At 70.7% G+C, this 22647-nt stretch carries 18 protein-coding genes; 3 read left to right on the plus strand and 15 right to left on the minus strand.

The window, feature by feature from the left end; translation table 11 throughout:
- The 6 genes from ACFFNX_RS13980 to ACFFNX_RS14005 all read right to left on the minus strand — a co-directional run.
- Positions 1-1633: FUSC family protein (locus tag ACFFNX_RS13980; protein ID WP_378200670.1), on the minus strand; the 1633-nt coding region annotated here is incomplete at its 3' end.
- 92 nt (positions 1634-1725) lie between these two features.
- Positions 1726-2847 (minus strand): S8 family peptidase, encoded by a 1122-nt coding sequence (locus ACFFNX_RS13985; RefSeq protein WP_378200673.1) that lies wholly within the window; start codon positions 2845-2847, stop codon positions 1726-1728.
- A gap of 126 nt (positions 2848-2973) precedes the next feature.
- Positions 2974-3441: a SixA phosphatase family protein gene (locus tag ACFFNX_RS13990; RefSeq protein ID WP_378200676.1), complete on the minus strand. Its 468-nt coding sequence runs from the start codon at positions 3439-3441 to the stop codon at positions 2974-2976.
- Between the two features lie 254 nt (positions 3442-3695).
- Positions 3696-6083, minus strand: coding sequence for a sodium-translocating pyrophosphatase (locus ACFFNX_RS13995; protein WP_378200679.1), 2388 nt, complete (start codon positions 6081-6083; stop codon positions 3696-3698).
- Between the two features lie 404 nt (positions 6084-6487).
- Positions 6488-6934, minus strand: a complete 447-nt coding sequence (locus ACFFNX_RS14000; protein ID WP_285634850.1) for an ATP-binding protein — start codon at positions 6932-6934, stop codon at positions 6488-6490.
- Between the two features lie 7 nt (positions 6935-6941).
- The gene (locus ACFFNX_RS14005) at positions 6942-7295 is read right to left on the minus strand and encodes an STAS domain-containing protein (protein ID WP_285584522.1); all 354 of its coding nucleotides are present in this window, start codon (positions 7293-7295) and stop codon (positions 6942-6944) included.
- Between the two features lie 302 nt (positions 7296-7597).
- On the opposite strand from ACFFNX_RS14005, the gene ACFFNX_RS14010 reads away from it, so the two are divergent.
- The gene (locus ACFFNX_RS14010; protein ID WP_378200711.1) at positions 7598-9859 is read left to right on the plus strand and encodes a DNA 3'-5' helicase SftH; all 2262 of its coding nucleotides are present in this window, start codon (positions 7598-7600) and stop codon (positions 9857-9859) included.
- A gap of 81 nt (positions 9860-9940) precedes the next feature.
- Entirely contained in the window at positions 9941-10354 is a 414-nt protein-coding gene (locus ACFFNX_RS14015; protein WP_378200682.1) for a LapA family protein, read from the plus strand.
- 1332 nt (positions 10355-11686) lie between these two features.
- Here ACFFNX_RS14015 and ACFFNX_RS14020 read toward each other — a convergent pair.
- The 7 genes from ACFFNX_RS14020 to ACFFNX_RS14050 all read right to left on the minus strand — a co-directional run bounded on the left by ACFFNX_RS14020 (position 11687) and on the right by ACFFNX_RS14050 (position 19121).
- Entirely contained in the window at positions 11687-12844 is a 1158-nt protein-coding gene (locus tag ACFFNX_RS14020) for a hypothetical protein (protein WP_378200685.1), read from the minus strand.
- Positions 12845-13889: 1045 nt separating this feature from the next.
- Positions 13890-14324 (minus strand): Rv3654c family TadE-like protein, encoded by a 435-nt coding sequence (locus ACFFNX_RS14025; protein ID WP_378200689.1) that lies wholly within the window; start codon positions 14322-14324, stop codon positions 13890-13892.
- Positions 14325-15052: 728 nt separating this feature from the next.
- Positions 15053-15754: a TadE family type IV pilus minor pilin gene (locus tag ACFFNX_RS14030; RefSeq protein WP_378200692.1), complete on the minus strand. Its 702-nt coding sequence runs from the start codon at positions 15752-15754 to the stop codon at positions 15053-15055.
- A complete protein-coding gene (locus tag ACFFNX_RS14035) occupies positions 15751-15942 on the minus strand; it encodes a DUF4244 domain-containing protein (protein WP_378200695.1) in 192 nt (63 codons plus the stop codon). Before ACFFNX_RS14035 ends, ACFFNX_RS14030 begins: the two co-directional genes overlap by 4 nt.
- Positions 15943-16241: 299 nt before the next feature.
- Complete coding sequence (locus ACFFNX_RS14040; RefSeq protein ID WP_378200698.1) at positions 16242-17246, minus strand: metallophosphoesterase family protein; 1005 nt, start codon at positions 17244-17246, stop codon at positions 16242-16244.
- 131 nt (positions 17247-17377) lie between these two features.
- The gene (locus ACFFNX_RS14045; RefSeq protein WP_378200714.1) at positions 17378-18112 is read right to left on the minus strand and encodes a type II secretion system F family protein; all 735 of its coding nucleotides are present in this window, start codon (positions 18110-18112) and stop codon (positions 17378-17380) included.
- Positions 18113-18524: 412 nt separating this feature from the next.
- Positions 18525-19121 carry a type II secretion system F family protein gene (locus tag ACFFNX_RS14050; RefSeq protein ID WP_378200701.1) on the minus strand — a complete coding sequence of 199 codons (597 nt, stop codon included), beginning with the start codon at positions 19119-19121 and terminating at the stop codon, positions 18525-18527.
- Between ACFFNX_RS14050 and ACFFNX_RS14055 the strand changes: the two genes are divergently transcribed.
- Positions 19120-19293: a hypothetical protein gene (locus ACFFNX_RS14055; RefSeq protein WP_378200704.1), complete on the plus strand. Its 174-nt coding sequence runs from the start codon at positions 19120-19122 to the stop codon at positions 19291-19293. The genes ACFFNX_RS14050 and ACFFNX_RS14055 overlap by 2 nt on opposite strands.
- A 123-nt stretch (positions 19294-19416) precedes the next feature.
- On the opposite strand, the gene ACFFNX_RS14060 is transcribed toward ACFFNX_RS14055, so the two are convergent.
- Both ACFFNX_RS14060 and ssd read right to left on the minus strand, forming a co-directional pair.
- Positions 19417-20571 carry a TadA family conjugal transfer-associated ATPase gene (locus tag ACFFNX_RS14060; protein WP_378200706.1) on the minus strand — a complete coding sequence of 385 codons (1155 nt, stop codon included), beginning with the start codon at positions 20569-20571 and terminating at the stop codon, positions 19417-19419.
- Positions 20572-21682: 1111 nt separating this feature from the next.
- Positions 21683-22647 (minus strand): septum site-determining protein Ssd (ssd, locus tag ACFFNX_RS14065; RefSeq protein ID WP_378200709.1); only part of this gene is annotated, 965 nt, incomplete at its 5' end.

The raw sequence follows: 22647 nt of genomic DNA on the forward strand, positions 1-22647 counted from the left end.
CCACCGCGCGTACGAGGCGGGCGTGGGAGCGCAGCAGGTCGGCGAGCTCGCCGGGGATCAGGCGGAGCCGGCCGGTCGGCCACAGGGCGCGGGCGGCGGCCAGCGCGATCAGACCGCCGGCGAAGGTGAGCCCGATCCGCCACCCCGCCGCGGACCAGCGCAGCGCGTTGGAGAAGTCGACCAGCAGCAGGAGCATCGGCGTGCCGAACGTCATCCAGTAGGCGTGGTTGACCGACCGGTACGTGAAGCCGAAGATCGCGCCGACGAAGATCAGGGCGACGAGCGTCACCTCCTCCGGCGCGATCGCCAGTGCCAGGGCGGCGATGATCGCGCCGACGGCCGTGCCGCCGACCCGCTTGACCACCCGTTTCACGGTGTCGCCGTAGGAGTCGCGCAGGCTGATCAGGACGGTGATCGTCAGCCAGTGGCCGTACGTCAGCCTCAGCCCGGTGCCGAGCGCCATGGCCACCGCGACCGCGACGCCGACCCGTACGGCGTGCCGGAAGCCCGGCGACCGCGTGACGACGTCCTGCCTGAGCCGCGTCCAGCCGCCCGCCGGCAGCTCGAGAAGGCGCGGGACCTCGAAGCCGAACGACAGGCCCTGCTCGACGATCCGCCGCGACCGGTCCACGGCTCCGGCCATGCGGAGGACGGTCTGCCGTACCCGCAGCAGGAGCGCGGTGGAGATCAGGTCGCTGTGGTCGGCGAGCCAGTCCTGGCGCACCTCTTCGGTCGCCCGGCCGAACCGCTCCAGCGCGACACCGCCGGTGCCGCCGAGGGGACGCTCTCCGCGGACCTCGATCGCGCCGGCGAGCAGCCGCAGCCGCGCGGCGACGGAGGAGACCGCGACCCGCAGTTCCTGCTCCCAGTGCTCGGGCGGCGGCTCCGCGCGGAGCGCGCCGAGCGTGGCGCGCAGCGCGACCGCCTCATCCATCGTGCGCCGGAACGTCTCGATCAGCCGTCGCGGGCGCTCCTGGTCGTCGCGCCCGCCCGTGCGGTAGAGCCCGTAGGTGACGCGTGCCTGCCGGACCGCCTCGTACGCCTTGGTGCGGCGGCGGATCCATTCGTCGTCCGGCCCCGGGTCGGGCAGGACGTCCAGCGCGGAGGCGACCGCGTTCGCCGTCTCGGCCAGCGACATCCGCAGCGGGCGGAGCCGATGCGTGATCCACGGCGCGAGCAGCAGCACGGACATGAACAGGCCGCCGGCCATCTCCAGGAAGCCGTCGAAGATCACCGGGCTGCTCGTCGGCCGGACCACCGCGAGCACGGTGCACAGCGTGGCGGTCGCGCCCATCCACGGCAGCATCGAGGCGAGCGTCGCCACCACGGGCACGACCGCCACGGCGAGCCAGGGGTGGCCGCTGACCGAACCGCCGAGCCAGGTGAAGACGGTGACGACCGCGACCGCGACGAGCAGCGCGCGGGCACGGGCACCGTACGGCCCGCCGGGCGCGGCGATGGCGACGTAGAACGCGCCCAGGGCGGCCAGCACGCTCTCCAGGGCGTGCCCGGTCAGCAGGCCGACCAGGAGGGGAACGATGATGCCGACCGCGGCGACGGCGCCGTAGACCGGCGCCGGCTGCCCCTCCGCTTCGGAGTACGTGTCACGCAGCCATGCGAACGAGAGCCGCATGACCACCTCCGTACGTCCGTTATGTCACCGTCTACTACAACATGGCGCCGGGGTTCCGTGGAGCCCCGGCGCCGGTCGAATGAGTTCGGGGTCTAAAGGCCGCCCGTGTTGAGCAGCAGGTTCGGGGTGCCGCCGGGCACGCCGCGGAGGGCGTTCCGCACGGCGTGCGTGGTGAGCCAGGCGGTGACCGTCGCAGCCGAGACGTCGCCCGCGTCCTCCTCGTACATCGCGGCCACCCCGGTGACGTGCGGGGCCGCCATCGACGTACCGCTGACCACCTTGACGGTGCCGGCCGGCCAGTCCGAGGTGATCTGGACCCCGGGTGCGTAGAGCCGCACGCACGGACCGTGGTCGGTGAAACCGGCCGAGGTGTCGGACCGGTCGGAGGCGGCGACGGCGAGCACGCCGGACGCGCCGGACGGTGAGTAGTCGCAGGCGTTCCCGGCGGAGTTGCCCGCGGCGACCGCGAGGAACACCCCGGAGCCGGTCAGCCGCTTGGCGGCGGCGTCGACGGCCGACGACTTGGCCCCGCCGAGGGACATGTTCGCCACGGCGGGCCGCTGTGCGTGCTGGGCCACCCAGTCCATGCCGGCGACCACGTCGGCGTCCGTGCCCGAGCCCTGGCAGTTGAGGACCCGCACGGCCCGGAGGCTGACGGCCTTGGCGACGCCGTAGGTCCGGCCGCCGATCGTGCCCGCGACATGGGTGCCGTGCCCGCTGCAGTCCCGGCCGTCGCCGCCGGTCGCGTCGTAGGCGGCCGACGCGCGGCCGCCGAAGTCGGCGGTGGAGGTGTCGATGCCCGTGTCGATGACGTACGCGGTGACGCCCTTGCCGGTGTGGTGGTAGGTGTACCGCTGGTCGAGCCCGGAGACGGCGTCGATCCGGTCCAGCCCCCACGGCGCGCCGACCTGGGTCTCCTGGGCGTGCATGATGACCACCGGGGCCACCGAGACGACCTCGGGGTCATGGCGCAGCCGCGCCACCTGGGCCGCGTCGAGCCGGGCGGAGAACCCGTTCAGGACATGTGTGTAGACGTGCGTGATCGCTTCTCTCGGCACACCGGTGATCGCCCGGTGCACACCGTCCGACCTGACGGTCACGATGTACTGCCCGGCGGCCGGGACGCCGCGGGCCGCCGCCGATGTCGTGGCGGGTACGGCGGCGTACGGCGCCGCGAGCACCGGCAGTGCGAGGAACAGGGCGAGTCTCTTCACGATCTCTCCATCCGTACTGACACGCCCCACGACTCAGCGAGCGTGCGTGGTGACAGAGAGTCGTCCCCGTCTTGATCGTTAAGGACGCTGACGGTGAAGAGAGACGTTCATGGCCTGGCCGGGAGATCAACCACGGGGGGTCCAGAGCGAGACGAGCCGGCCGCTGCCCGGCCACAGGTCCGCCCAGGCTCCGTCGAACTCGATGACCGCCGTCGCCGCGGTCGGAAAGTGATCACCCGCGCCGCCGGTCAGCCCGAAGACGAGCTGGTGCATCGAGGGGTTGTGGCCGATCAGCAGGAGCGTGCCCAGGTCGTCGGCCTGCTCTCTCAGCAGCCCGAGGATCTCCTCGGCGTCGTTGTCGTACACCCGGGCCTCGAAGTCGACGGGCACGTCGAGCGCGAGCCCGTCGAGCGTCTGCCGGGTGCGGACGGCGGTGGAGCAGATGACCCGGTCGGGCAGCCGGCTCGCGGCCCGCAACTCCTCGCCGGCCCGCGTGGCGTCGGTCCGCCCCCGCCCGGCGAGCGGGCGTTCGGCGTCGGGCATGCCGAACGGCGAGGCCGCCTTGGCATGCCGCAAAACGATGAGCGTGGGCATCAGCGGGGCGAGAGGAGCACGGCGACCACCATGATCGCCAACACGATCGCGACCATGACGCCGACGAGCAAGGCGAAGCCCTTGGCCCCGGACTGCTGGGAGTTCTGCATCCCCCCAGTCTGCCCTGCCCGCACGGTGCGCCGTCCACCCCCCACGCGGGTCCTCGGCCCCATCGCGAAGTCGCCGTCCGTACCGGCCCGGAGACGGCGAAAGGGCCGGGTGTCGCCCCCCGGCCCTCTCCGCTCGTTCGTGCGTCAGGAGGCCTTGGCCGAAGCCGTCTCCTCGTCCGCCTCAGCCGAGTCTCCCTCGGCGTCCGGCTCGCCGGTCACCTCGGCCGGCTCGCCCTCGTCCTCGATCGAGGACGCGCGGCGCTTGGAGATCACGATCGCGCCGACGATCACCACGAGGGCGACCACCGTGACGATGATCCGCAGCGCGGCGTTGGCCGCGTACGTGACCACGGCCTGCGCGATCAGCAGCGAGACCAGGTTCATGACCTTGATCAGCGGGTTGATCGCCGGGCCCGCGGTGTCCTTGAACGGGTCGCCGACCGTGTCGCCGATGACCGTCGCCGAGTGCGCGTCGGAGCCCTTGCCGCCGAGGTTGCCCTCTTCGACGAGCTTCTTGGCGTTGTCCCACGCGCCACCGGAGTTGGACAGGAACACCGCCATCAGGGCGCCCGCCGCGATCGCACCGGCCAGGTAGGCGCCCAGCGGCGCGTACCCGAGCGCGAAGCCGACCGCGATCGGCGTCATGATCGCCAGCAGACCCGGCGTGGCCAGCTCGCGCTGGGCGTCCGCGGTGCAGATGGCGACCACCCGGCCGTAGTCGGGCTTGTCGGTGTAGTCCATGATCCCGGGCTTGGTACGGAACTGGTTCCGCACCTCCATCACGACCCGCCCGGCCGCCCGGCCGACCGCCATGATCGCCAGACCGGAGAACAGGAACACCACCGCGGCACCGATGATCAACCCGATCAGCACGTTCGGGTTGTCGACGCCCAGGTTGAAGGTCTGGAACGTCGGGCCGAGGGCGTCCTTGACGCTCTTGCTCGCGCCGGTCAGCTCCCCGACGACCGTCGTACGGAACGAGCCGAACAGCGCGGTTGCGGCGAGTACGGCCGTCGCGATCGCGATGCCCTTGGTGATCGCCTTGGTCGTGTTGCCGACCGCGTCGAGGCTCTCCAGGACGCTCGCGGCCTCACCCTGGACGTCGCCGGACATCTCGGCGATGCCCTGCGCGTTGTCGGAGACCGGGCCGAAGGTGTCCATGGACACGATCACGCCGACCGTGGTCAGCAGGCCGGTGCCGGCGAGCGCGACCGCGAACAGCGCGAGAGTGGTGTTGCTGAAGCCGAGCAGGAACGCGCCGTACACGGCGGCGGCGATGACCAGCGCCGTGTAGACCGCCGACTCGAGGCCGAGCGAGATACCGGACAGGATCACCGTCGCCGGGCCCGTACGGGCCGAGTTGGTGACGTCCTTGACCGGGCGCCGGTTGGTCTCGGTGAAGTAGCCGGTGAGCAACTGGATCGCGCTGGCGAGAACGATGCCGACGAGCACCGCCCCGAGCGCCACCCACCGCGGGTCGACGTCGGCCAGGTGCGAGTCGCCGGCGACCTGCGAGCCGTGCAGCTTGGCGAAGGAGTCCGGCAGGTACCAGAACGTCGCCACCGCCACCACGATCGCGGAGATGATCGCGGAGATGAAGAAGCCGCGGTTGATCGCGCTCATGCCGGAGCGGTCCTTGGCACGCGGCGCGACCGCGAAGATGCCGATCACCGCGGTGATCACGCCGATCATCGGCACGATCAGCGGGAAGACCAGACCCTCGGTGCCGAAGGCGACCCGGCCGAGGATGAGGCTCGCCACCAGCGTGACGGCGTACGACTCGAACAGGTCGGCCGCCATGCCGGCGCAGTCGCCCACGTTGTCACCGACGTTGTCGGCGATGGTGGCGGCGTTGCGCGGGTCGTCCTCGGGGATGCCCTGCTCGACCTTGCCGACCAGGTCGGCGCCCACGTCGGCGGCCTTGGTGAAGATACCGCCGCCGACACGCATGAACATCGCGAGCAGCGCGGCGCCGAAACCGAAGCCTTCGAGCACGGCGGGCGCGTCGCCCTTGTAGATGAGCACGACGACGGCCGCGCCGAACAGGCCCAGGCCGACGGTGAACATGCCGGCGACGCCGCCCGTGCGGAACGCGATCCGCATCGCGAGCTTCTCGCCGCTCTCACGTGCCGCGGCGGCCACGCGGACGTTGCCGCGAACCGCCAGCCACATGCCGGTGAATCCCGTAGTGCCGGAGAACAGCGCACCGATGACGAAGAAGACCGATCTACCGATCCTCACTCCCCACTTGTGCTCCGGCAACAGGAGCAACAGGAAGGGGATCAGGATCACGAAGATGCCGACCGTACGGAACTGGCGCTTGAGGTATGCGAGCGCACCCTCCTGCACGGCTCCTGCGATCTCTTGCATCTTCTCGGTGCCCTGGCCCGCCGCGAGTACCTCGCGGACCAGGACGCCGGCAACGGCCAGCGCCAACAGAGCGATCACACCGACAACGACCACCAGAGTCAGGTCGCTGCCGCCGAGATTCAGTTCTGCACTGGCCTGGGCGGGCACGTGAAGCCCAGACATGCATCCTCCTCGACAGGGCGTTAGATCCGGCCGCCTACGAGGGCTGACCGGCCATTACCACGCGTCAGGCGGGCAATGGTGCCGGGAGTCTACGCATGCGTAGCCGGAATTAGAAGCCTGCTCGATTGCTTAACGATATCGGGATAGAGATGTGACGTCACCTACACCTGACCTTAATCTGCAGGTGCTAGGTAAAGGCGTCTTTCCAGGTCAATGGCGCGCGCCCCGCAAATTAGTCAATTCGCTGTAGACCATGCGCCTTACCCAATGTGATTGGATCGGACCACTTAAACGGACATTATACACACGACCATAAATCCCCTTTACGAGGGGTGGTCGGCCAGACACGAAGAGCCCCTCCGGGCCGCGGCGGTGCGCGGCCCGGAGGGGCTCTCGGCGTCGGCTCAGTCCTTCTTGGCCGGCCAGCTCATCGTGATCTCGACGCCCGACGGCGTCGAGGAGATGTTCACATCGTCGGCGAGCCCGGCGATCACGGCGAACCCCAGGTTGAGGTTGCCGTTGAGCTCGGCCAGGTCGGGCGAGACCTCGGGAGTCCCGCCGGCGGCCGGGTCGTCGTTGGGCACGCGATCGGTCACCACGACCTCGAAGCGGTCCGCCCCGTCTCGCAGCTCCACCCGGACGGGTTCGGCGGGGCACTGCTGCTGGTGCGCCTCCACCGCACGCGAGCAGGCCTCACCCACGGCCAGCCGCACCTCGTCGAGCAGGGTCTCCTCCACCCCACCCCGCCGGGCAACGGCGGTGGCGACGAGCCGCGCGGTGCGTACGTGCACCGGCAGGGGGCTGAACGTGAGCTCGACGGTCGCTGTCCTGGGGGCTATCTCGGGCGCCATCCCCGGCCTACTTCTGCTTCTTGCGGTTCTCTCGCGCGTCGTCGACCGAGTCGAAGATGCCGAAGACCTTGGTCAGGCCGGTGATCCTGAAGATCTTGAGGATGCGCTCCTGCGTGCAGACGAGTTCGAGGGAGCCGTCGTGCGCCCGCACTCGCTTGAGGCCGCCGACGAGGACGCCCAGTCCGGTCGAGTCGAGGAACTCCACCTTCTCCATGTCGACGAGGAGGTGGTACTTCCCCTTGTTCACCAGGTCGATGAGCTTCTCGCGGAGCTTCGGCGCGGTGTAGACGTCGATCTCTCCCTCCACGTTGATGACGGTGAGGTCATCGTCAGTGGTGTAGTCGCTAACCTTCAGGTCCACAGATCCTCCTGCGCCGTACCGCGTATAAAAAGTCGGGGCACGGAACCCCGCCGTGATTCAACCACGCTCCGCCACCGTGTCTACACGAAATCGGCACACAGGGCGACTTCCCCCACGTGCCGCGGGTCTCATGTGAGCCCTGGGGGGCACCACGGACGGCGGTTCAAAGCGTTGTGCCCAGGATGCCAGACTGGAAACCTCCACACGCCGAACCGCTCCGATGAGAAGGAGTGACGCAGGCCATAGACACAACGCAGTCCGGCGGCGAGCGGACGCCGCCCTCCCGGCCGACGGGTGACGTCCTGCGTCGGCTCCTCAACGACCCGCGCAACCGCGAGCGCATCACCCACGTCGAGAACGTCCCGGCACGTGAGGGACGGCACGCCGAATGGCCCTCGTGGGCACCGCGGCTGCTTCTCGACCGCCTGCGCCACGCGGGCATCGAGCGTCCCTGGGAGCACCAGGCACGCGCCGCCGACCTCGCGCACGACGGCACCTCGGTGATCGTCGCGACCGGCACGGCGTCCGGCAAGTCGCTGGCGTACCTGCTGCCCGCCCTCGACGCGGTGTTCGACGGCGGCGCCGTCCTCTATCTCTCGCCGACCAAGGCGCTGGCCGCCGACCAGCTCCGCGCGCTGCGCGGACTCAAGCTGGCCCAGCTGCGCGCGTCGACCTTCGACGGCGACACGCCGCCCGAGGACCGCACGTGGGTCCGGCAGTACGCGAACTACGTACTGACCAACCCCGACATGCTGCATCGCACCATCTTGCCGGGACACGCCCGCTGGGCCCCGTACCTGCGCCGCCTCCGCTACGTCATCGTCGACGAGGCCCACGGCTACCGCGGCGTCTTCGGGTCCCATGTCGCGCAGGTGCTGCGACGGCTGCGCCGGGTCTGCACGCGGTACGGCACGACACCGGTGTTCATTCTCGCCTCGGCGACCGCCTCCTCGCCCGGCGCCGCGGCGTCCCGGCTGACGGGCGTGCAGGTCGCGGAGGTGTGCGACGACGCCTCGCCGCGCGGTGCGACCTCGTTCGCGCTCTGGGAGCCGCCGCTGACCGAGCTGCGCGGCGAGCACGACGCGCCCGTGCGCCGTACGGCGACCGCCGAGGCCGCCGATCTGCTCGCCGACCTCGTGGTGGAGGACGTCCAGACCCTGGCCTTCGTACGCTCGCGGCGCGGCGCCGAGTCGGTCGCGCTCGGGGCGAAACGAGCGCTGGCCGAGATCTCGCCGTCGCTGCCCTCGCAGGTCGCCGCGTACCGCGCGGGGTTCCTGCCCGAAGAACGCCGCGCCCTGGAGAAGGCCCTGCGCTCGCGGTCGCTGGTGGGCCTCGCCTCGACGAACGCCCTCGAACTCGGGGTCGACGTGTCCGGGCTCGACTCGGTGATCGTGTGCGGCTGGCCGGGTACGCGCGCGTCGCTGTGGCAACAGGCGGGCCGCGCCGGCCGGGCCGGCCAGGACGCCCTCGCCGTGCTCATCGCACGCGACGACCCGCTCGACACCTATCTCGTGCACCACCCGTCGGCGATCTTCGGTACGCCGGTGGAGGCGACGGTCCTCGACCCCGACAACCCGTACGTCCTGGCCCCGCATCTCTGCGCCGCCGCCGCCGAACTGCCGCTCACCGAGGCCGACCTGCCGATGTTCGGCCCGTCGGCCCCCGAACTGCTGCCCGACCTCGTACGCCGGGGCATGCTGCGGCACCGCCCGGCAGGCTGGTTCTGGACGAAACGGGAGCGCGCCGGCGACCTGGCCGACATCCGCGGCGCGGGCGGCCCGCCGGTCCAGGTGGTCGAGGCGTCGACCGGACGCCTCCTGGGCACGGTCGACGAGCCGTCCGCGCACACGATGGTCCACGAGGGCGCGGTCTACCTGCACCAGGGCGAGACGTACGTCGTACGGACCCTGGACTTGGATGACTCGGTCGCCCTCGTCGAGGCCGCCGACCCCGACTACACGACGACCGCGCGCGACGTCACGGACATCTCCATCCTCGAGACCCTGCGCTCGACGTCGTGGGGCGAGGCGACCTTGTGCTTCGGCACGGTCGAGGTGACGCAGCAGGTCGTGTCGTACCAGATGAGGCGACTCGCGAGCGGCCAGGTACTCGGCGAACGGCCGCTCTCCCTGCCGCCGCGCACGCTCCGCACGCGGGCCGTGTGGTGGACGCTGCCGGACACCTCCTTCCTGGGCGACGCCGACGTGGGCGGCTCGGCGCACGCGGCCGAACACGCCTCCATCGGCCTGCTGCCGCTGTTCGCGACGTGCGACCGCTGGGACATCGGCGGGGTGTCGACGGCGCTGCACCCGGACACCTCGCGGATGACGGTGTTCGTGTATGACGGCCACGAGGGCGGCGCGGGCTTCGCCGAACGCGGCTACGAGCGGGCGGCGGCGTGGCTGAGGTCGACGAGGGAGGTCATCGCGGCGTGCGAGTGCGACCACGGGTGCCCATCGTGCATCCAGTCGCCCAAATGCGGCAACGGCAACGAGCCCTTGGACAAGGCCGGCGCGCTGGACCTGCTCGACGCTCTGCTGAAGCAGGCGCCACAAGAAGCGTGACTTGACCGAATCGCCACTTTAGTTAGATCGTGTCACGTCTCAGCGGGCTTCCTCGTGTCACGCGTCAAGGGATAACGTCAGATGATCTTTCTGGGAATCATCCTGGCCGGCGCCGCCGTCTGCGTGGCCGTCGGCATCATCTCCGAGAACACGGCTCCGGCGACACTCAGCGTGTTCGGACAGCACGTTCCCGGAGTGACGTCACAGGCTCAGGTCTTCGTCGCCGGCATCATCGTCACGATCTTCTTCGTCATCGGCCTGACGATCTCGTCACTGGCAATGGGCCGCTCGATGCGCGTCCGACGCGAACTCCGCAATCTGCGGGAGGAGCACGAGGAGTCGCTGAGCACGATGGAGATGGAACGCCAGCAGTTCCAGCGCGAACTCGCCCGCGCCCGCGCCCGCGGGAGGACACCCCAGCCGACGGGCGACATCCCGGTCGCCGGCCATGTCGACCGCGACCCGGTGTCACCGTTCTTCGACCAGTCCGCCTGACAGCCCCACGGCCTGCCAGCCGGGACCGCCCTGCGAGGACACTCGAGAACCGGGCCGGAACCGGGTGGAAACCTGAGCGCTCCGGCTGACATCCGAACCCTCGGCCGACAGGCAGTCCAACCCTTCGGCTGACCGGCATCCCAACGCCCCACTCGGCCAGCGCCCCGGAACCTCGCCAAGCCATCGGCCCAACCCGCTCAGACGACCAGCAGCCCGCCCCCTCACCCACCCGACACCCCAACCCCTCACCCAACCGACGGCCCAACACCCCAACCAACCAGCAACCCAACCCTCACCCGCCCAGCGCCCCGACGCCTCGCCAAGCCGCCAGCCCGACCCGCTCAGGCGACCAGCAGCCCAACCCCTCACTCGGCCAGCGCCCCGGAACCTCGCCAGCCGCCAGCCCAACCCGCTCAGACGCCCAGCAGCCCAACCCCTCGCCCAACCGACAGCCGACGCGCCGCCCCAACCAGCAACCCAACCCCTCACCCGCCCAGCCGATAACCCGACCGGCCAGGACCCCCAAGGCCTCACGTACGCTCGCCGGGCACGATCTCGGCCGCCGGGAAGACATAGGTCCAGCCGAGGTCTCCGCCTCCTCACTCGTCAGGTCTAGCAGCGCGGCCTGCGCCAGCGGCCCCTCCTTCAATGCGGGCGGAAGGTCGGTGCTTTCCAGCCGGGCGGGAAGTCGAATCGTCCACGGGCCGAACGCCCGGCGCGATCTCCAGACTGCCCGCTCCCCGACGACGACCAGCCGACGCACGCCCGCGCGACGCAGCGCCTCGAACACCGCACACCCGGTGCCGAGCATCCCGCCCTCGCCAGGCGTGATCGCGAGCACGAGGGACTCGTGCCCCACGGCGAGCGCACCCGCCGCCGAAGCGTCACGGCCGGCAGCCCAACACCTCGCTCAGCCAGTGTCAGTACGTTGCCCCAACCGGACGTCCCAGTTCACCCCGACGGACACCACAACGCTCCACCAGACGGGACACCTCAGCGCTCACCCGGCCGAGGCAACACCCCACCCGGCCGACGCAACGCCGCGCCCGGCCGACGCAACACCCCCACCTGGCCGACGCAACGCCGCGCCCAGGCCAGTGCCCCACCCGGCCGACGGCCCAGCGCCTCAACTGCCGACGGCCCAGCATCTCAGCTAGCCGACGCTTCCGGCCGACCCGCAGGAAGAGCCGTACGAGGCGCCGTCGCACGCCTTCCAGCGCCTCAGCCAGCCGACATCACGGAGGGCCGACCGTCGAACCGGATGCCACTCGTGGCCCACTCAAACCAAACTGGCGGTGTCGACCTCAGACCAGACTGGCGGTGTCGACCGACTCAGTTACGGCGACGGCGTCCTTGGTAGCCACGACCCGAGCCGCGACGGCGGGACGTGGACGCGTCCGGCGCTGCGGCATCCGCCTGCTGCCCGTCGGCGATCTTGTCCTGCTCGACGGACGCCGCCTCGTCGGGCGCCTGACCGGCACCGGCGGACTCACCGAGATCCAGCGTCTCTGCGCCAGCCGACTCAGCCGCGTTGGCCGATCCGGCCACGCCCGTCGCATCGGCGGCCTTCCGTGCGCCGGCCGGCTCGTCAGAGTTGATCGGGTTGGAGCCCGTCGCGGGCGACGAGGTCTCATCGGCCGCCGGCTTCTCAAGAACACCCGTAGCAGCCATCATCGCGGTGGCCTTCCGGCTCTTCCCGCGCCTGGTCTTCGCCCTTTCACGACCGGCCCGCGTGCCGCCACCAGCGGTGCGTGCGCCTTCGGCGGCGAGGCGTTGGCGGCGGGACCACATGCCAAGGTGCGCCGAAATCACCAGCAGGACGAGCGCGATGGCGAGGCTCTGCCCCCACTTGATCGGGGTCGTCTGGGAGACGTTCCGCGCGACCGGCTGGGACAGCGGCGAGGCCACCTGCGGTTCAGGGCTTGGGTACTCGAAGTTCAGGCCGGAGCCGTCGGGCGCGACGGACGGAAGGCTGAACGGCGAGGCGCCGTTCAGCGGGTTGACCTCGGCGCCGTTCCCGACCGTGGCGCCGTTGCCCGGGCTTCCTGTCGGCAGCGAACCCGAACCGGACGTGCCGTTGCTGCCGCCGCCAGCACCGGGAGTCTTGCTGGGCGCGGCGGCGTGCGTCGACTTGGCCGGGGTCGGCCGCGCCTTAACCGAGAACCCCTCGGTCTGGTACGCGCACCCGGTGCCGTTGCCGATGACCGCCAGCGTGAAGGCACCGGCCTTGGGTACGGTGACGTCGCCCTCGATCTTGCCGGTCATAACGCTGTTGCCGACCTGCTTGTCCAGGCCGGGCCCGGAGATCTGCAGGTGGGCTTTCAGCAGCATCAAACCGCTGATCTGGGCACTGACGTGAACGCTCGAACCGGCCGTGACGGTCCCGGATGGAGCCGTGATGGTCGCACTCCCGAGCGGCGGACACGACTCGGCCGCATGCGCGGGCTGACCGAGACCGACGGCGATCGCTGCGGCGACCATCGGGGTCATCAGGCCGACCGTGGCTGCCTTGCGGACCCTCGTCACGAAGCCGTCCCTTCGTCGAGAACCTTTCCTCGTCCCTGGCCGAAGCGACACCAGACGACCAGCGCCGATCCCCGAATCGGCGGCCCCATGATGCCGGAGGGGTTCGTCAGTCACCGATCGACCGAGAACCACATGACCACCGGAAGCCGGTAGTCACCCTATCGGACTCAGTCTCTAATAGAGACACGGTTTCACATTAAATGCAACGATCTCAGTCGACCTCAGTGACGATCCACTCGGGAATTGACGCACCGATCGCCCGGTGAATGCTTCCGGCGGAAACGGTCGTGAGCCAAGAGCACCGCACCCGGCTGTACTGCTGCGCGCCGGCCCAGCGGATCACATCGGCCCGAGCTCGGATGAGGACCACATCCAGATCTGAAGCACCGTGCCCGGACCTGAAGCACCGCGTCCGAGAGATGGCGGTAAGTGTTCCGAGCGTGGCGGACCCCACATCTGGGCGCGGCCGAGCCACATCTGGGCGTGGCCGAGCCACATCTGGGCGTGGCCGAGCCGCGTCCCGGCCTGGCGGACAGCGTTCGGACCGGGAGGTCCGCGCCCCGGCCTGGCGGATCGTGTCTGGATTTGGAGGACCGCGCCCCAGCCTGGCGGATCGTGGCCGGACCTGGAGGACCGCGTCCCGGCACGGGCGGACCCGTGTTCCAGGTATGGAGGAACGCGCCAGGCCAAGCGGACCCGCGTCGCGGCTTAGGCGGACCCGAGTCCCAGGCCTGGCGGACCGTGTGCGGGCCTGGCGGACCTCATCCCGGGCGTAGCGGACCACATCCCGGGCGTGGAGGAGCGCGTCCCGGGCGTGGCGGAGCGCGGGTCTGGCTCGACAAGCAGGGATGTTCGATCGCGACCGTCAAGGCACAACGGTTCGCGGTCTCCTGGCGAGCAGGCTGTCGGTCTTCTACTCGTCCAGGCCCACGGTCCGCCAGGCCCGCAGTCCGCGCGTGCGCTCTCGTGTGCCCGCGTGAGCGGTAGCGCCGACGGCTCGCGGCCTGATTCAACCTCCGGACGTTTGCACGGTCGTAGGTGTCGGGAGTCTTTCTGGCCCCGCGCGAGCGCGGGCAGTCGCGGTCAGGTGTCGTAGTGCTGGGACGTTTGTCAGGCCAGAGCTGACGATCACCTCCGAAATCCGACCGTGAAGGACACAGCTGCGCAGTCGGCCGCCGGAACCGTGGGCGATGCGCGCGGCCAGGCCACACGCGGCACGCGGGCCGTCCGCGGAGTGTGAGGCGGCGGCGAGCGCCGCGAGATCGGCAGCGGCGTAGGCGCGATGCCGGGCAGCACGCACGCCGCCGACTGTCATCGCCATCATGGCCACCGCCCATGTCAGGCCGATCAGCGCGAGCATCCACACGGTCCCCGAGCCCCTATCGCCCGTCCGGCGCTCGCGCATCGCCGTGCCTCCCCCTTCCCTCATCCGGCGCTCGCGCATGCCATGCTTCCCCCCTCACTCATTCGGCGCTCGCGTATCGCTGCGCCTACCTTCACTCATTCGGCGGTCCCGCATCGCCGTGCCTCCCCCTTCCCTCGGGGCGTGCCGCTGGCATTGGAAAGGGGGCGCCGTTGGCGCAGGAGGAGAGGCGCGTGCCGTTGGTGTGTCGCAGGCCAGGGCGTGTCGTCGGAGTCGGGCCGGCAAACGCACCGACGAGACGCGACCCCTCCCCGAAACCGACGCCCCACCTCCACAGGCCAACGACACGCCCAGCCCACGAACACACCAACCGCACACCCCCCTCCTCAGGTCCCGACGGCACACCCCCCTTCCAATCCCAGTGGCGCGCCTGCTTCCAATCCCAGTGGCGCGCCTGGCCAGCGAACGCACCGACAAGACGCGATCCCTCTCTTAAACCGGCGGCCCACCTCCACAAGACACGCCCAGCCCACGAACAGACCGGCTGCACACACCCCGTCTGCTCTGAGCCAACCGGGCACCCCCTTCCGATACCGGTGGCACGCCCTGGTCAGCGAACGCACCGACGAGACGCGAACCTCCCCGAAACCGACGGCGCGCGCGGCCCGTGAACGGGTCGACGGCACGTGCCCCTTCTTCGGTGCCGATGGTTGCCCTCTCCGAACCGGCGGCGCCCCCAAGCCGGTGGCATGCACAGTCCGTGAACACGTCAGCGGTGCGTGTCCAGGCGGCCGTCGCGTGATCGCGTGCTACTGAGGCATCTCGTTCTCCTTGTCTGTTTCGGTTGGAGTCGGTGGTGTGTCGCTGCTCGTGGGCGGGCCGGGGGCGTTCGGTTGGGGTTCTGTGGCGGTGATGGCTTGGGCTTCGAGTTTCAAGGCAGGGAAGAGACCTCGCAGGGGCGAGTCGGCCTGGGCCTCGACGACGACTCTTGTGGTGGTCTCGTCGCGGCTCAGGAGGACTCGTGCGTTCGGCGGCGCGGCGCGGAGTACCGCCGCTCGGACCTCTGGCTGCGGCTCTCCCCGTGCCGCCGCTCTCGCTCCGGCCCTTGCGGCGTCGAGGCAGGCGATCTGGGCGGCCGACGCGCTCACGCCCCACAGCGCGACCGCCAGGACGATCACCAGCGCCGGTAAGGCGACGGCCGTCTCGGCGGTGATCGAGCCGCGTTGGCCGCCTCGAAGTGGGACGCTCCGACCGCGCGTCGCCGTACCGCGTCGCGTCCTTCGGCCGTGGAGCCGAGACAGTGCGACTCGCGCGTGGGCGAGCCGTGGCCGGCCGCCCAGTGGGTGACGGCCGACGGCCCCTCCGCCGCCGGACCGGCCGACCGCGGGCCCGCGTATGCCGTGCCGTCGCGCGCGGCGTTGCCCCGCCCGCGTTCGCCCTGGTGGACGCGTCGAGGCCCTGCCCGCATCGGCGGACTCACTATCGGGGCAGCCGAGGTCGGGCCGGGTCATCCGACCAGGTTGAGCGCTCGCTGGATGATCGCTAAGAGCATCTTCCGGACTTCCGGGCTGGTTACGATCTTGAACAGCAGGCCGGCGAAGGCTGCGGCTGCGACCGTGCCCACTGCGTACTCCGCGGTGGACATGCCTCGATCGCCGTAGTCGCGGCATCGGTGCCAGAGTGCGGACAGCTTGCGCATGAGGTGCCTCCTCAGTCCTCAGGTGGTGGGCGCAGGAGCGCTGTGACTCAGCGTGACCGAGCCGTGCCTGCCGGACCAGATGAATCCGGTTCTGTGGATAACTCGGCGGCCTCGGCCGGGTCGTAGCTCGAGACAAGCCGGAGTTCCAGGCGGCGGGGGCCGGACAAAGGGCCGCCTGGCGAAGAAGGCGCTCTTCGTTCGACCGGGGCGGATGCGAGCCAGGCAACTCGCCCGATCAAGGATGGGTGCGGGCCGGGCAACGCCGCCCGTGGCTGTCTCACGGGCTTGGTCCCCGTTGATCAGTTGGGAGGCTTGGGCAGGGGCAGGCCCAGTGCGGCCGCCAGGTCGATTGTTCTGGCGGGTGTCGGGCACTGCCTGGCCAGGCTGGTCTGGTCGAGGCGCCCGTTGCGGGCTTGGAACAGGAACCGTGCGGCGGGATGCCGTCTCATCTCGTCCGCGCTGAGTTCGTCGGCGAGGCGGTACGCGGCGGTGACCAGGGCGGGGAATGACGACCGCAGTTCCGCGGCCCACTTTTCGAGGTCTCCCAGCCAGTCATGCGCGGCCGCGTCGGGTGACGGGGAGAACCGCGCGATCGCCTCCGCCAGCTCTGGCCAGGTGTAGCCACGCCAAGACTTGGTCTTCAGGACGGGCAGTTGCCATTGGACCTTGGCGTTCGACCAGTGGTCCGCGTGGGCCGCGACCGAGTGGACGGTCTGTCCCGGCAAGCACAGTGCGGTCAGGTTCCAGCCGTGGCAGGCACCGGTGTCCAGGCCGAACACCTTGCCGTCGCGGATCATCGGCCGACGTCCGGTCACATGATGGCCGAACACGACCGGCTTGGTATCGGTGTAGTGGTCGTGCCAGTGGCCGCCCGGGAACAGCGTGGTCAGCTCTCGTTCGCCGCTGGTCGCGCCGCAGAGGATCTCCTCTTTCTGGTCGGGCAGCGGAATCCCGGGCACCATCGCGGCGTGGACGACGCGGACATGCTCGTTCTCGAAGTAGTACGGCAGCGTCCGCATCCAGTCGACCGTTTCGGCGTAGCGGTCGCCCAGTTGCAAGCGCGTGATCTCTTGCGCGTACGAGAAGATTCCGCGCACGTGCTTGCGCTCGTGGTTCCCCATGACCGCGACGGAGTTGGGACGGTCGCGGAAGAGGCCGACCACCTCGCCGGGTGCCGGGCCGCGGTCGACCAGATCTCCGACGCTGATCAGCAGGTCGTCCGGGTGGAGGCCGACTTCGTCGAGCAGTTCGAGTAGTTCGTCGAAGCAGCCGTGGATGTCGCCGATGATGACCGTACGCCGCACGTCGGTGAGGCTAGGCGAGCCTCGATGCGGCGGGCAAAGGGTTATCCGTGGCCTCGTCGATTGCCGGTCATCTCCCATGTCGCCTGACAACGGACGGGGTGTTCGCCGACCAGCTCGTACGGGTGGGCGAGTCATGGGAGCAGCACGTTGGCCGCCATGCCGACGATGGCGGGGACGATCCCTAGGAGGATGAAGGCGGGGAGGAAGCAGAGGCCCAGCGGGGCGACCGCGCGGATGCCGGCGGTGCGGGACCGGGGCGAGGCGGCGGCGCGGGCCGTACGTCGTTGGTCACGGGCCAGGCGGGCCAGGGTCGCGGCGACCGGGGCGCCTCCGGTGGCGGCTCTCGCGGCGGCTCGGCCCAGAGGGGCCAGGATGGGGTCGCTTGCGAGGTTCAGCCACTCCTGGGCTGGGTCTGCTCCCAGGCGGATGCGGGCCGCTACGCGTGCCAGCGCCTCGCCGAGTGGGCCGCCTACCGCTTCCGCGACGGCCTCCACGGACGCGTGCCACGCGCCGCCGCCGCGTAGGCAGGCGGCGAGCAGGTCGATCGTCAGGGGAAGTTCGGCGATGATCCGGGCTCGGCGCTGTCTCTCGGCCCGGGGTTCGAGGCGGGAGAGCACGCGTATGCAACCCACGGTGATCAAAGCGCCGGCCGTCCAGCCCGTCACTCCGCCGATCAGCAGGCCGCAGACGAAGCCGGCCAGGCCGCCGACCGCCCAGCGCACGCGTGCGTCTCGTTTGCCGTGCTGAACGGCATTCGTGGTCGGGGCGAGGAGGATTCTGGTCAGTCGCTTCGTGGCCTCGTTGCCGGGTACGGCCAGGAAGCCCGCGACGCCGCAGCAAAGTACGGCCAGCATCATCATCGCCATGGTCACCGCCCGGATCTCCGGCTCGCCTGCGATGACCGCCGGCCGCGGGAGCTCTCGCGCCGATCGCCGGCGCGGCCGGGCGGCTCCGGCCACGGCGGCTGCAGGCCGATTCTGCCGATACGCGGACGGGCGATCAGCCGTCGGAGGCGCGTACGACGGAACGGGTACGAGAGCAGGCGTACTCGACGAGACGAGCCGGAAGACGCGGAGCGGCGGAACGAGTTCGGGAACCGGCGCAGGGCGAAGAGGGCGGACGCGGCGCGTCGTTGGGGCGACGTGGCGGCCTGTACGGGCCAGGGTCCGACGCCCCAGGACGCGGACGGCGAGCGCATCGGCCGATCAGGAGGAGCGTAAATGGTCGTGGCGCGGTGCCCGTTCGTGGTGTCGTGCATGTTCGGGCTGCCTCCTGCGGTCATTGGAGGTGCTCCGCCGACGTGGCTAGGCGGGAGGTCCACCACAGGCCCAAGGCGTCGAGTGCCGCGCCCAGGCAGAGGCAGAGGGCACCTGGCAGTGAGCCGAACAGGAACCCCCACGGCTTCGCGCCCAGGGCGGCGGCCATCGCCAGGCCGAGCGCGGGTAGGACGGCCAGGAGCCGGGCGGTGGCGCGTGGGCCCGCCAGTTGCAGGACGATGTCCTCGCGGTGGGACTGCTCGTCGCGGAGGGAGTCGGCCAGGCCGTCGATGACGGCGGCGAGCATGCCGCCTCGGTCGACGCCGATGCGCCAGCAGCCGGCGAGAAGGCGTAAGGCCTCGTTGCCCGGCACGTCCGAGGCTCGGATCAGCGCGGCGGCCACATCATCTCCGTTCCGGGCCGCCTCGATCACCACGCTCAGGCCCGGTAGGTCATGGAGGGCTTCGGCGGCGCAGATCAGGGCGGTGGCCGCCGGGCGGCCGGCGGCGAGTTCCGTCGCGATGGCGTCGCAGAGTTCGATGACGGCACCGCGCTGGGCGGCCAGCCGTTTTCGGCGGCCGGTCAGGGAGCCAGTCGTACGGCGCAGCCAGGCGATCATGACGCTCGGTACCGGTACGACGGCGCCCGCCGGTCTCGGCCTGAGGACGCCCGTCAGACGGACCGCCGCCGGGGACGGCAAGGACAGCGTCCACACCGCGACGAACACGCACGCCGCCGCCAAGACGATCACCGCGGGCATCCTGCGACGGAGGTTCGGCGCGGCCTGGTGATCACGGGGGCCGGTGGTACGACGGCATCCGCTGACCGTGGCCCGAGCACCGACGTCAGGCGGAACGCTGCCTGGGGCAGTATCGACGCTGCGGCGAATGCGCAGGCTGCGGCCGTTCGAGCGGTCATCGCTTGCGTCCTGAGAGGCGAGTTTGCAGGGTGGGCATTCCCGGGCCGTGGGTGATGCCGCCGTCCGAGCCGAACAAGACTGCCGGGACGGCCTCCACCAGGCCGGTCTGGGTGCGTTCGAAGACGCAGATCTCCGCGACGCGGCGTCGTCCGCCCGGGGTCTCGCGTACCAGGTGGATGACGACGTCCAGGGCGGCGGCGAGTTGGCTGTGCACGGCGTCACGGGTGAGACCGGCCGCGCAGGCCAGCGCCTCCAGGCGCGCGGGGACGTCGGCCGGGGTGTTCGCGTGGACGGTGGCGCAGCCGCCCTCGTGGCCCGTGTTCAAGGCGGCCAGCAGGTCGATCACCTCGCGCCCGCGTACCTCTCCCACGACCAGGCGGTCGGGGCGCATGCGCAGTGCCTGGCGCACGAGGTCGTGGAGGGTCACGCCGCCGGCGCCTTCGACGTTGGGTGGGCGGGCCTCCAGGGTGACCACGTGCGGGTGGGCGGGGCGGAGTTCGGCGGAATCCTCGACCAGGATGAGGCGCTCGGCCGGGTCGGCCAGGGACAGCAAGGAGGACAAGACCGTCGTTTTGCCCGATCCTGTGCCGCCGGTCACCAAGAATGCGACGCGGGCGGCCACGAGGCCGCCGAGCAGGGCGGCTCCGTTCGCGGGGATCGTCCCGGCGGCCACCAGCTCGTCAAGGGTGAAGGCGCGGCGTCTCGGGAGCCTCAGGGACAGCGTCGTGCCGGCGGACGCGATGGGCGGCAATACCGCGTGCAGGCGTATGCCTCCGGGCAGGCGGGCATCGGCGTACGGGGCGGTGTCATCCAGGCGGCGGCCGGCCAGGGCGGCCAGGCGCTGGGCCAGACGGCGTACGGCGGGTTCGTCGGCGAAGCGCACCTGGGTCAGGTGGAGACCCTCGCCCGCATCCACCCATACCTCGCCGGGGCCGTTGACCAGGACGTCGGTGACACCGGGGTCGCGTAGGAGGGGTTCGAGCGGACCGGCGCCGACCAGGTCGGCGCGTACCTCGTCGGCCAGAGAAAGGATCTCGGTGTCGCCCAGCATGCGTCCTTCGGCGCGTAAGGCGGCGGCCACCTGGGCTGCGGTCGGCTGCAGGCCGGAACCGATAAGGCGGGCGCGTACGGCGTCGGTGAGATCGTTCAAGGGATGCTCCTTCAGGAGGCCCGGACGTGGGCGCGCGGGCGGCGGATCGGCACGAGACCGCCGGTCAGGCGGACGCCTACGGCGTCGACGAATTCGCTCAACGGATGTCCCTATCAGAGGGCCAGGTCGTCGCTCGCTATGGCGGACGGCCGTGGCATCGGCGAGATCGCTCAACGGATGTCCCTCTGGGCCGTAGACACGCGGGCAGCGGACGGACGCGAGGTCGGTGAGATCGTTCGACGGACGTCCCTTCAGAAGGCCAGGTCGCGGACACGCGGACGGCGGGTCGAGGCGAAGCCGCGAATAAGACGGGCGCCCACGGCATCGGCGAGATCGCTCCGCAGGTAGCTCCTACAAGGGACCCGGCCGTGGACGCGTAGACGGCGGGCCGCAGTAGAAACGCAGATAAGACGGACGCCCACAGCATCGGCGAGCCCCCTCAACAGAAGCTCGTTCAAAAGGACTGATCCTGGACGCGCAGAGACCGCCGGTGAGGCGCACGCTCACGGCACCGGTGAGACCGCTCAACAGGCGGCTCCTGCAAGAAGCCCGACCGTGAACGCGCCGCCGGCGGACCTCGGCGTAACCGCAGATAAGACGGACGTCCACGGCATCGGTGAGATCACTCAACGGAAGCTCCTTGAGAGGACTGAGCGTGGACGCACAGGCGACAGGTCGAGGCTCTGACGATCATGCGGAGACCCCGGTGAGGCGCACGCTCACGGCGTCGGTAAGACCGGTGGCTCCTACGGCGGACACGCAGGTGGCGGGCCGTAGCAGAAACGCAGATAGGGCGGACGCCTACAGCATCGGTGAGACCGCTCAACGGAAGCTCCTTCACGAGGACTGATCGTGGACGCGGGGACGGCGTATCGGGGGCGAGGCCCGCCGATGAGGCGGGCGCTCTCGGCATCGGTGAGACCGGGTCCTTCAGAAGGCCAGGGCGTGGACGCGCGGACTGTGGGTCGGGGCGGAGCCGCGGATAAGACAGACACTCGTGGCGTCGGTGGGATCGCTCAGCAGGTGGCTCCTTCAAGGGGCCCGGCTGTGGAGGCGCGGGTGGTGGGCTGCGGGGGAACCCGCGGATAAGGGGGCGGTGACGGGGACTCGTTCAGGAGGCCTGGGTGTGGATGCGTGGGCGGTGGGTTAAGGGGAGGCCGGTGAGGAAGCGGGTGCAGAACGCGTTGAGTGGGCCGCCGGTGGCTGGGGGTTCGCCGCGTTCGATGGCGGTGGCCAGGCGGCGGTCGGCGGGCATGACGCCGGCCAAGGGCAGGCGTAGTGACTCCGCGATGACGTCGGGTTTGAGGCCGCCGGGGGCGGGGCCGCGTACGACGAGGCGGAGGTCTCGGGTGTAGCGGCGGGCCTGGTCGGCGACGCGGTCGGCGGCCACGGCGGCACGGACTTCGGCGGGGACGACGATCAGGGTCATGTCGGTGGCGGCCAGGGCCTCGGCGCTCGCGTCGGTGAGTTGGCGGGGCAGGTCCACCACGACCACGTCGAAGCCTCGGGCGGCGGCGTCGAGGACGGATCGCATGGTCTCGGGTGCGACAGGGTCGATGGCTCCGCGGTGCCACGACAGGATGGCGAGGCCTTCGTGCGCCGGTAACGAATCGTGTAGTGCGGTGCTGCTCAGGCGGCCTCGGCGTTCGGAGTAGTCGGACCAGCGGGCCCCGGGGGCGCGTTCGGCGCCCAGGACCAGGTCGATGCCTCCGCCCAGCGGGTCGCCGTCGACCAGCAGCGTGCGGAGCCCGCGTCTCGCGGCGGAACTCGCCAAGGTCGCCGCGAGCACGCTGGCGCCGGCGCCTCCGCGGCCGCCCATGACGGCGATCGTGGTGTTCGCATCGGAGACGGAGGGCTCGGTGGCCGCGGCCATGCGTTCGACCAGCCAGGTCTCGGCGTCCGGGAGGGCGGCGACGTCTTGCGCGCCGATGTCGACGGCGAGACGGTAGACGCTCTCGGCATCCGGGTCGGCGGTCGCCAGGATGACGCCCGGCCGGTGTGGCGGGGCGCAGTCGGCCAGCTCGGCGGCCAGCTCGCGGACCGCGGCGACGAGCGCGGCCTCGCGGTCGGCCGACC

Source organism: Actinoallomurus acaciae, from assembly GCF_042429965.1.
In the GTDB taxonomy this organism is placed as follows: domain Bacteria; phylum Actinomycetota; class Actinomycetes; order Streptosporangiales; family Streptosporangiaceae; genus Actinoallomurus; species Actinoallomurus acaciae.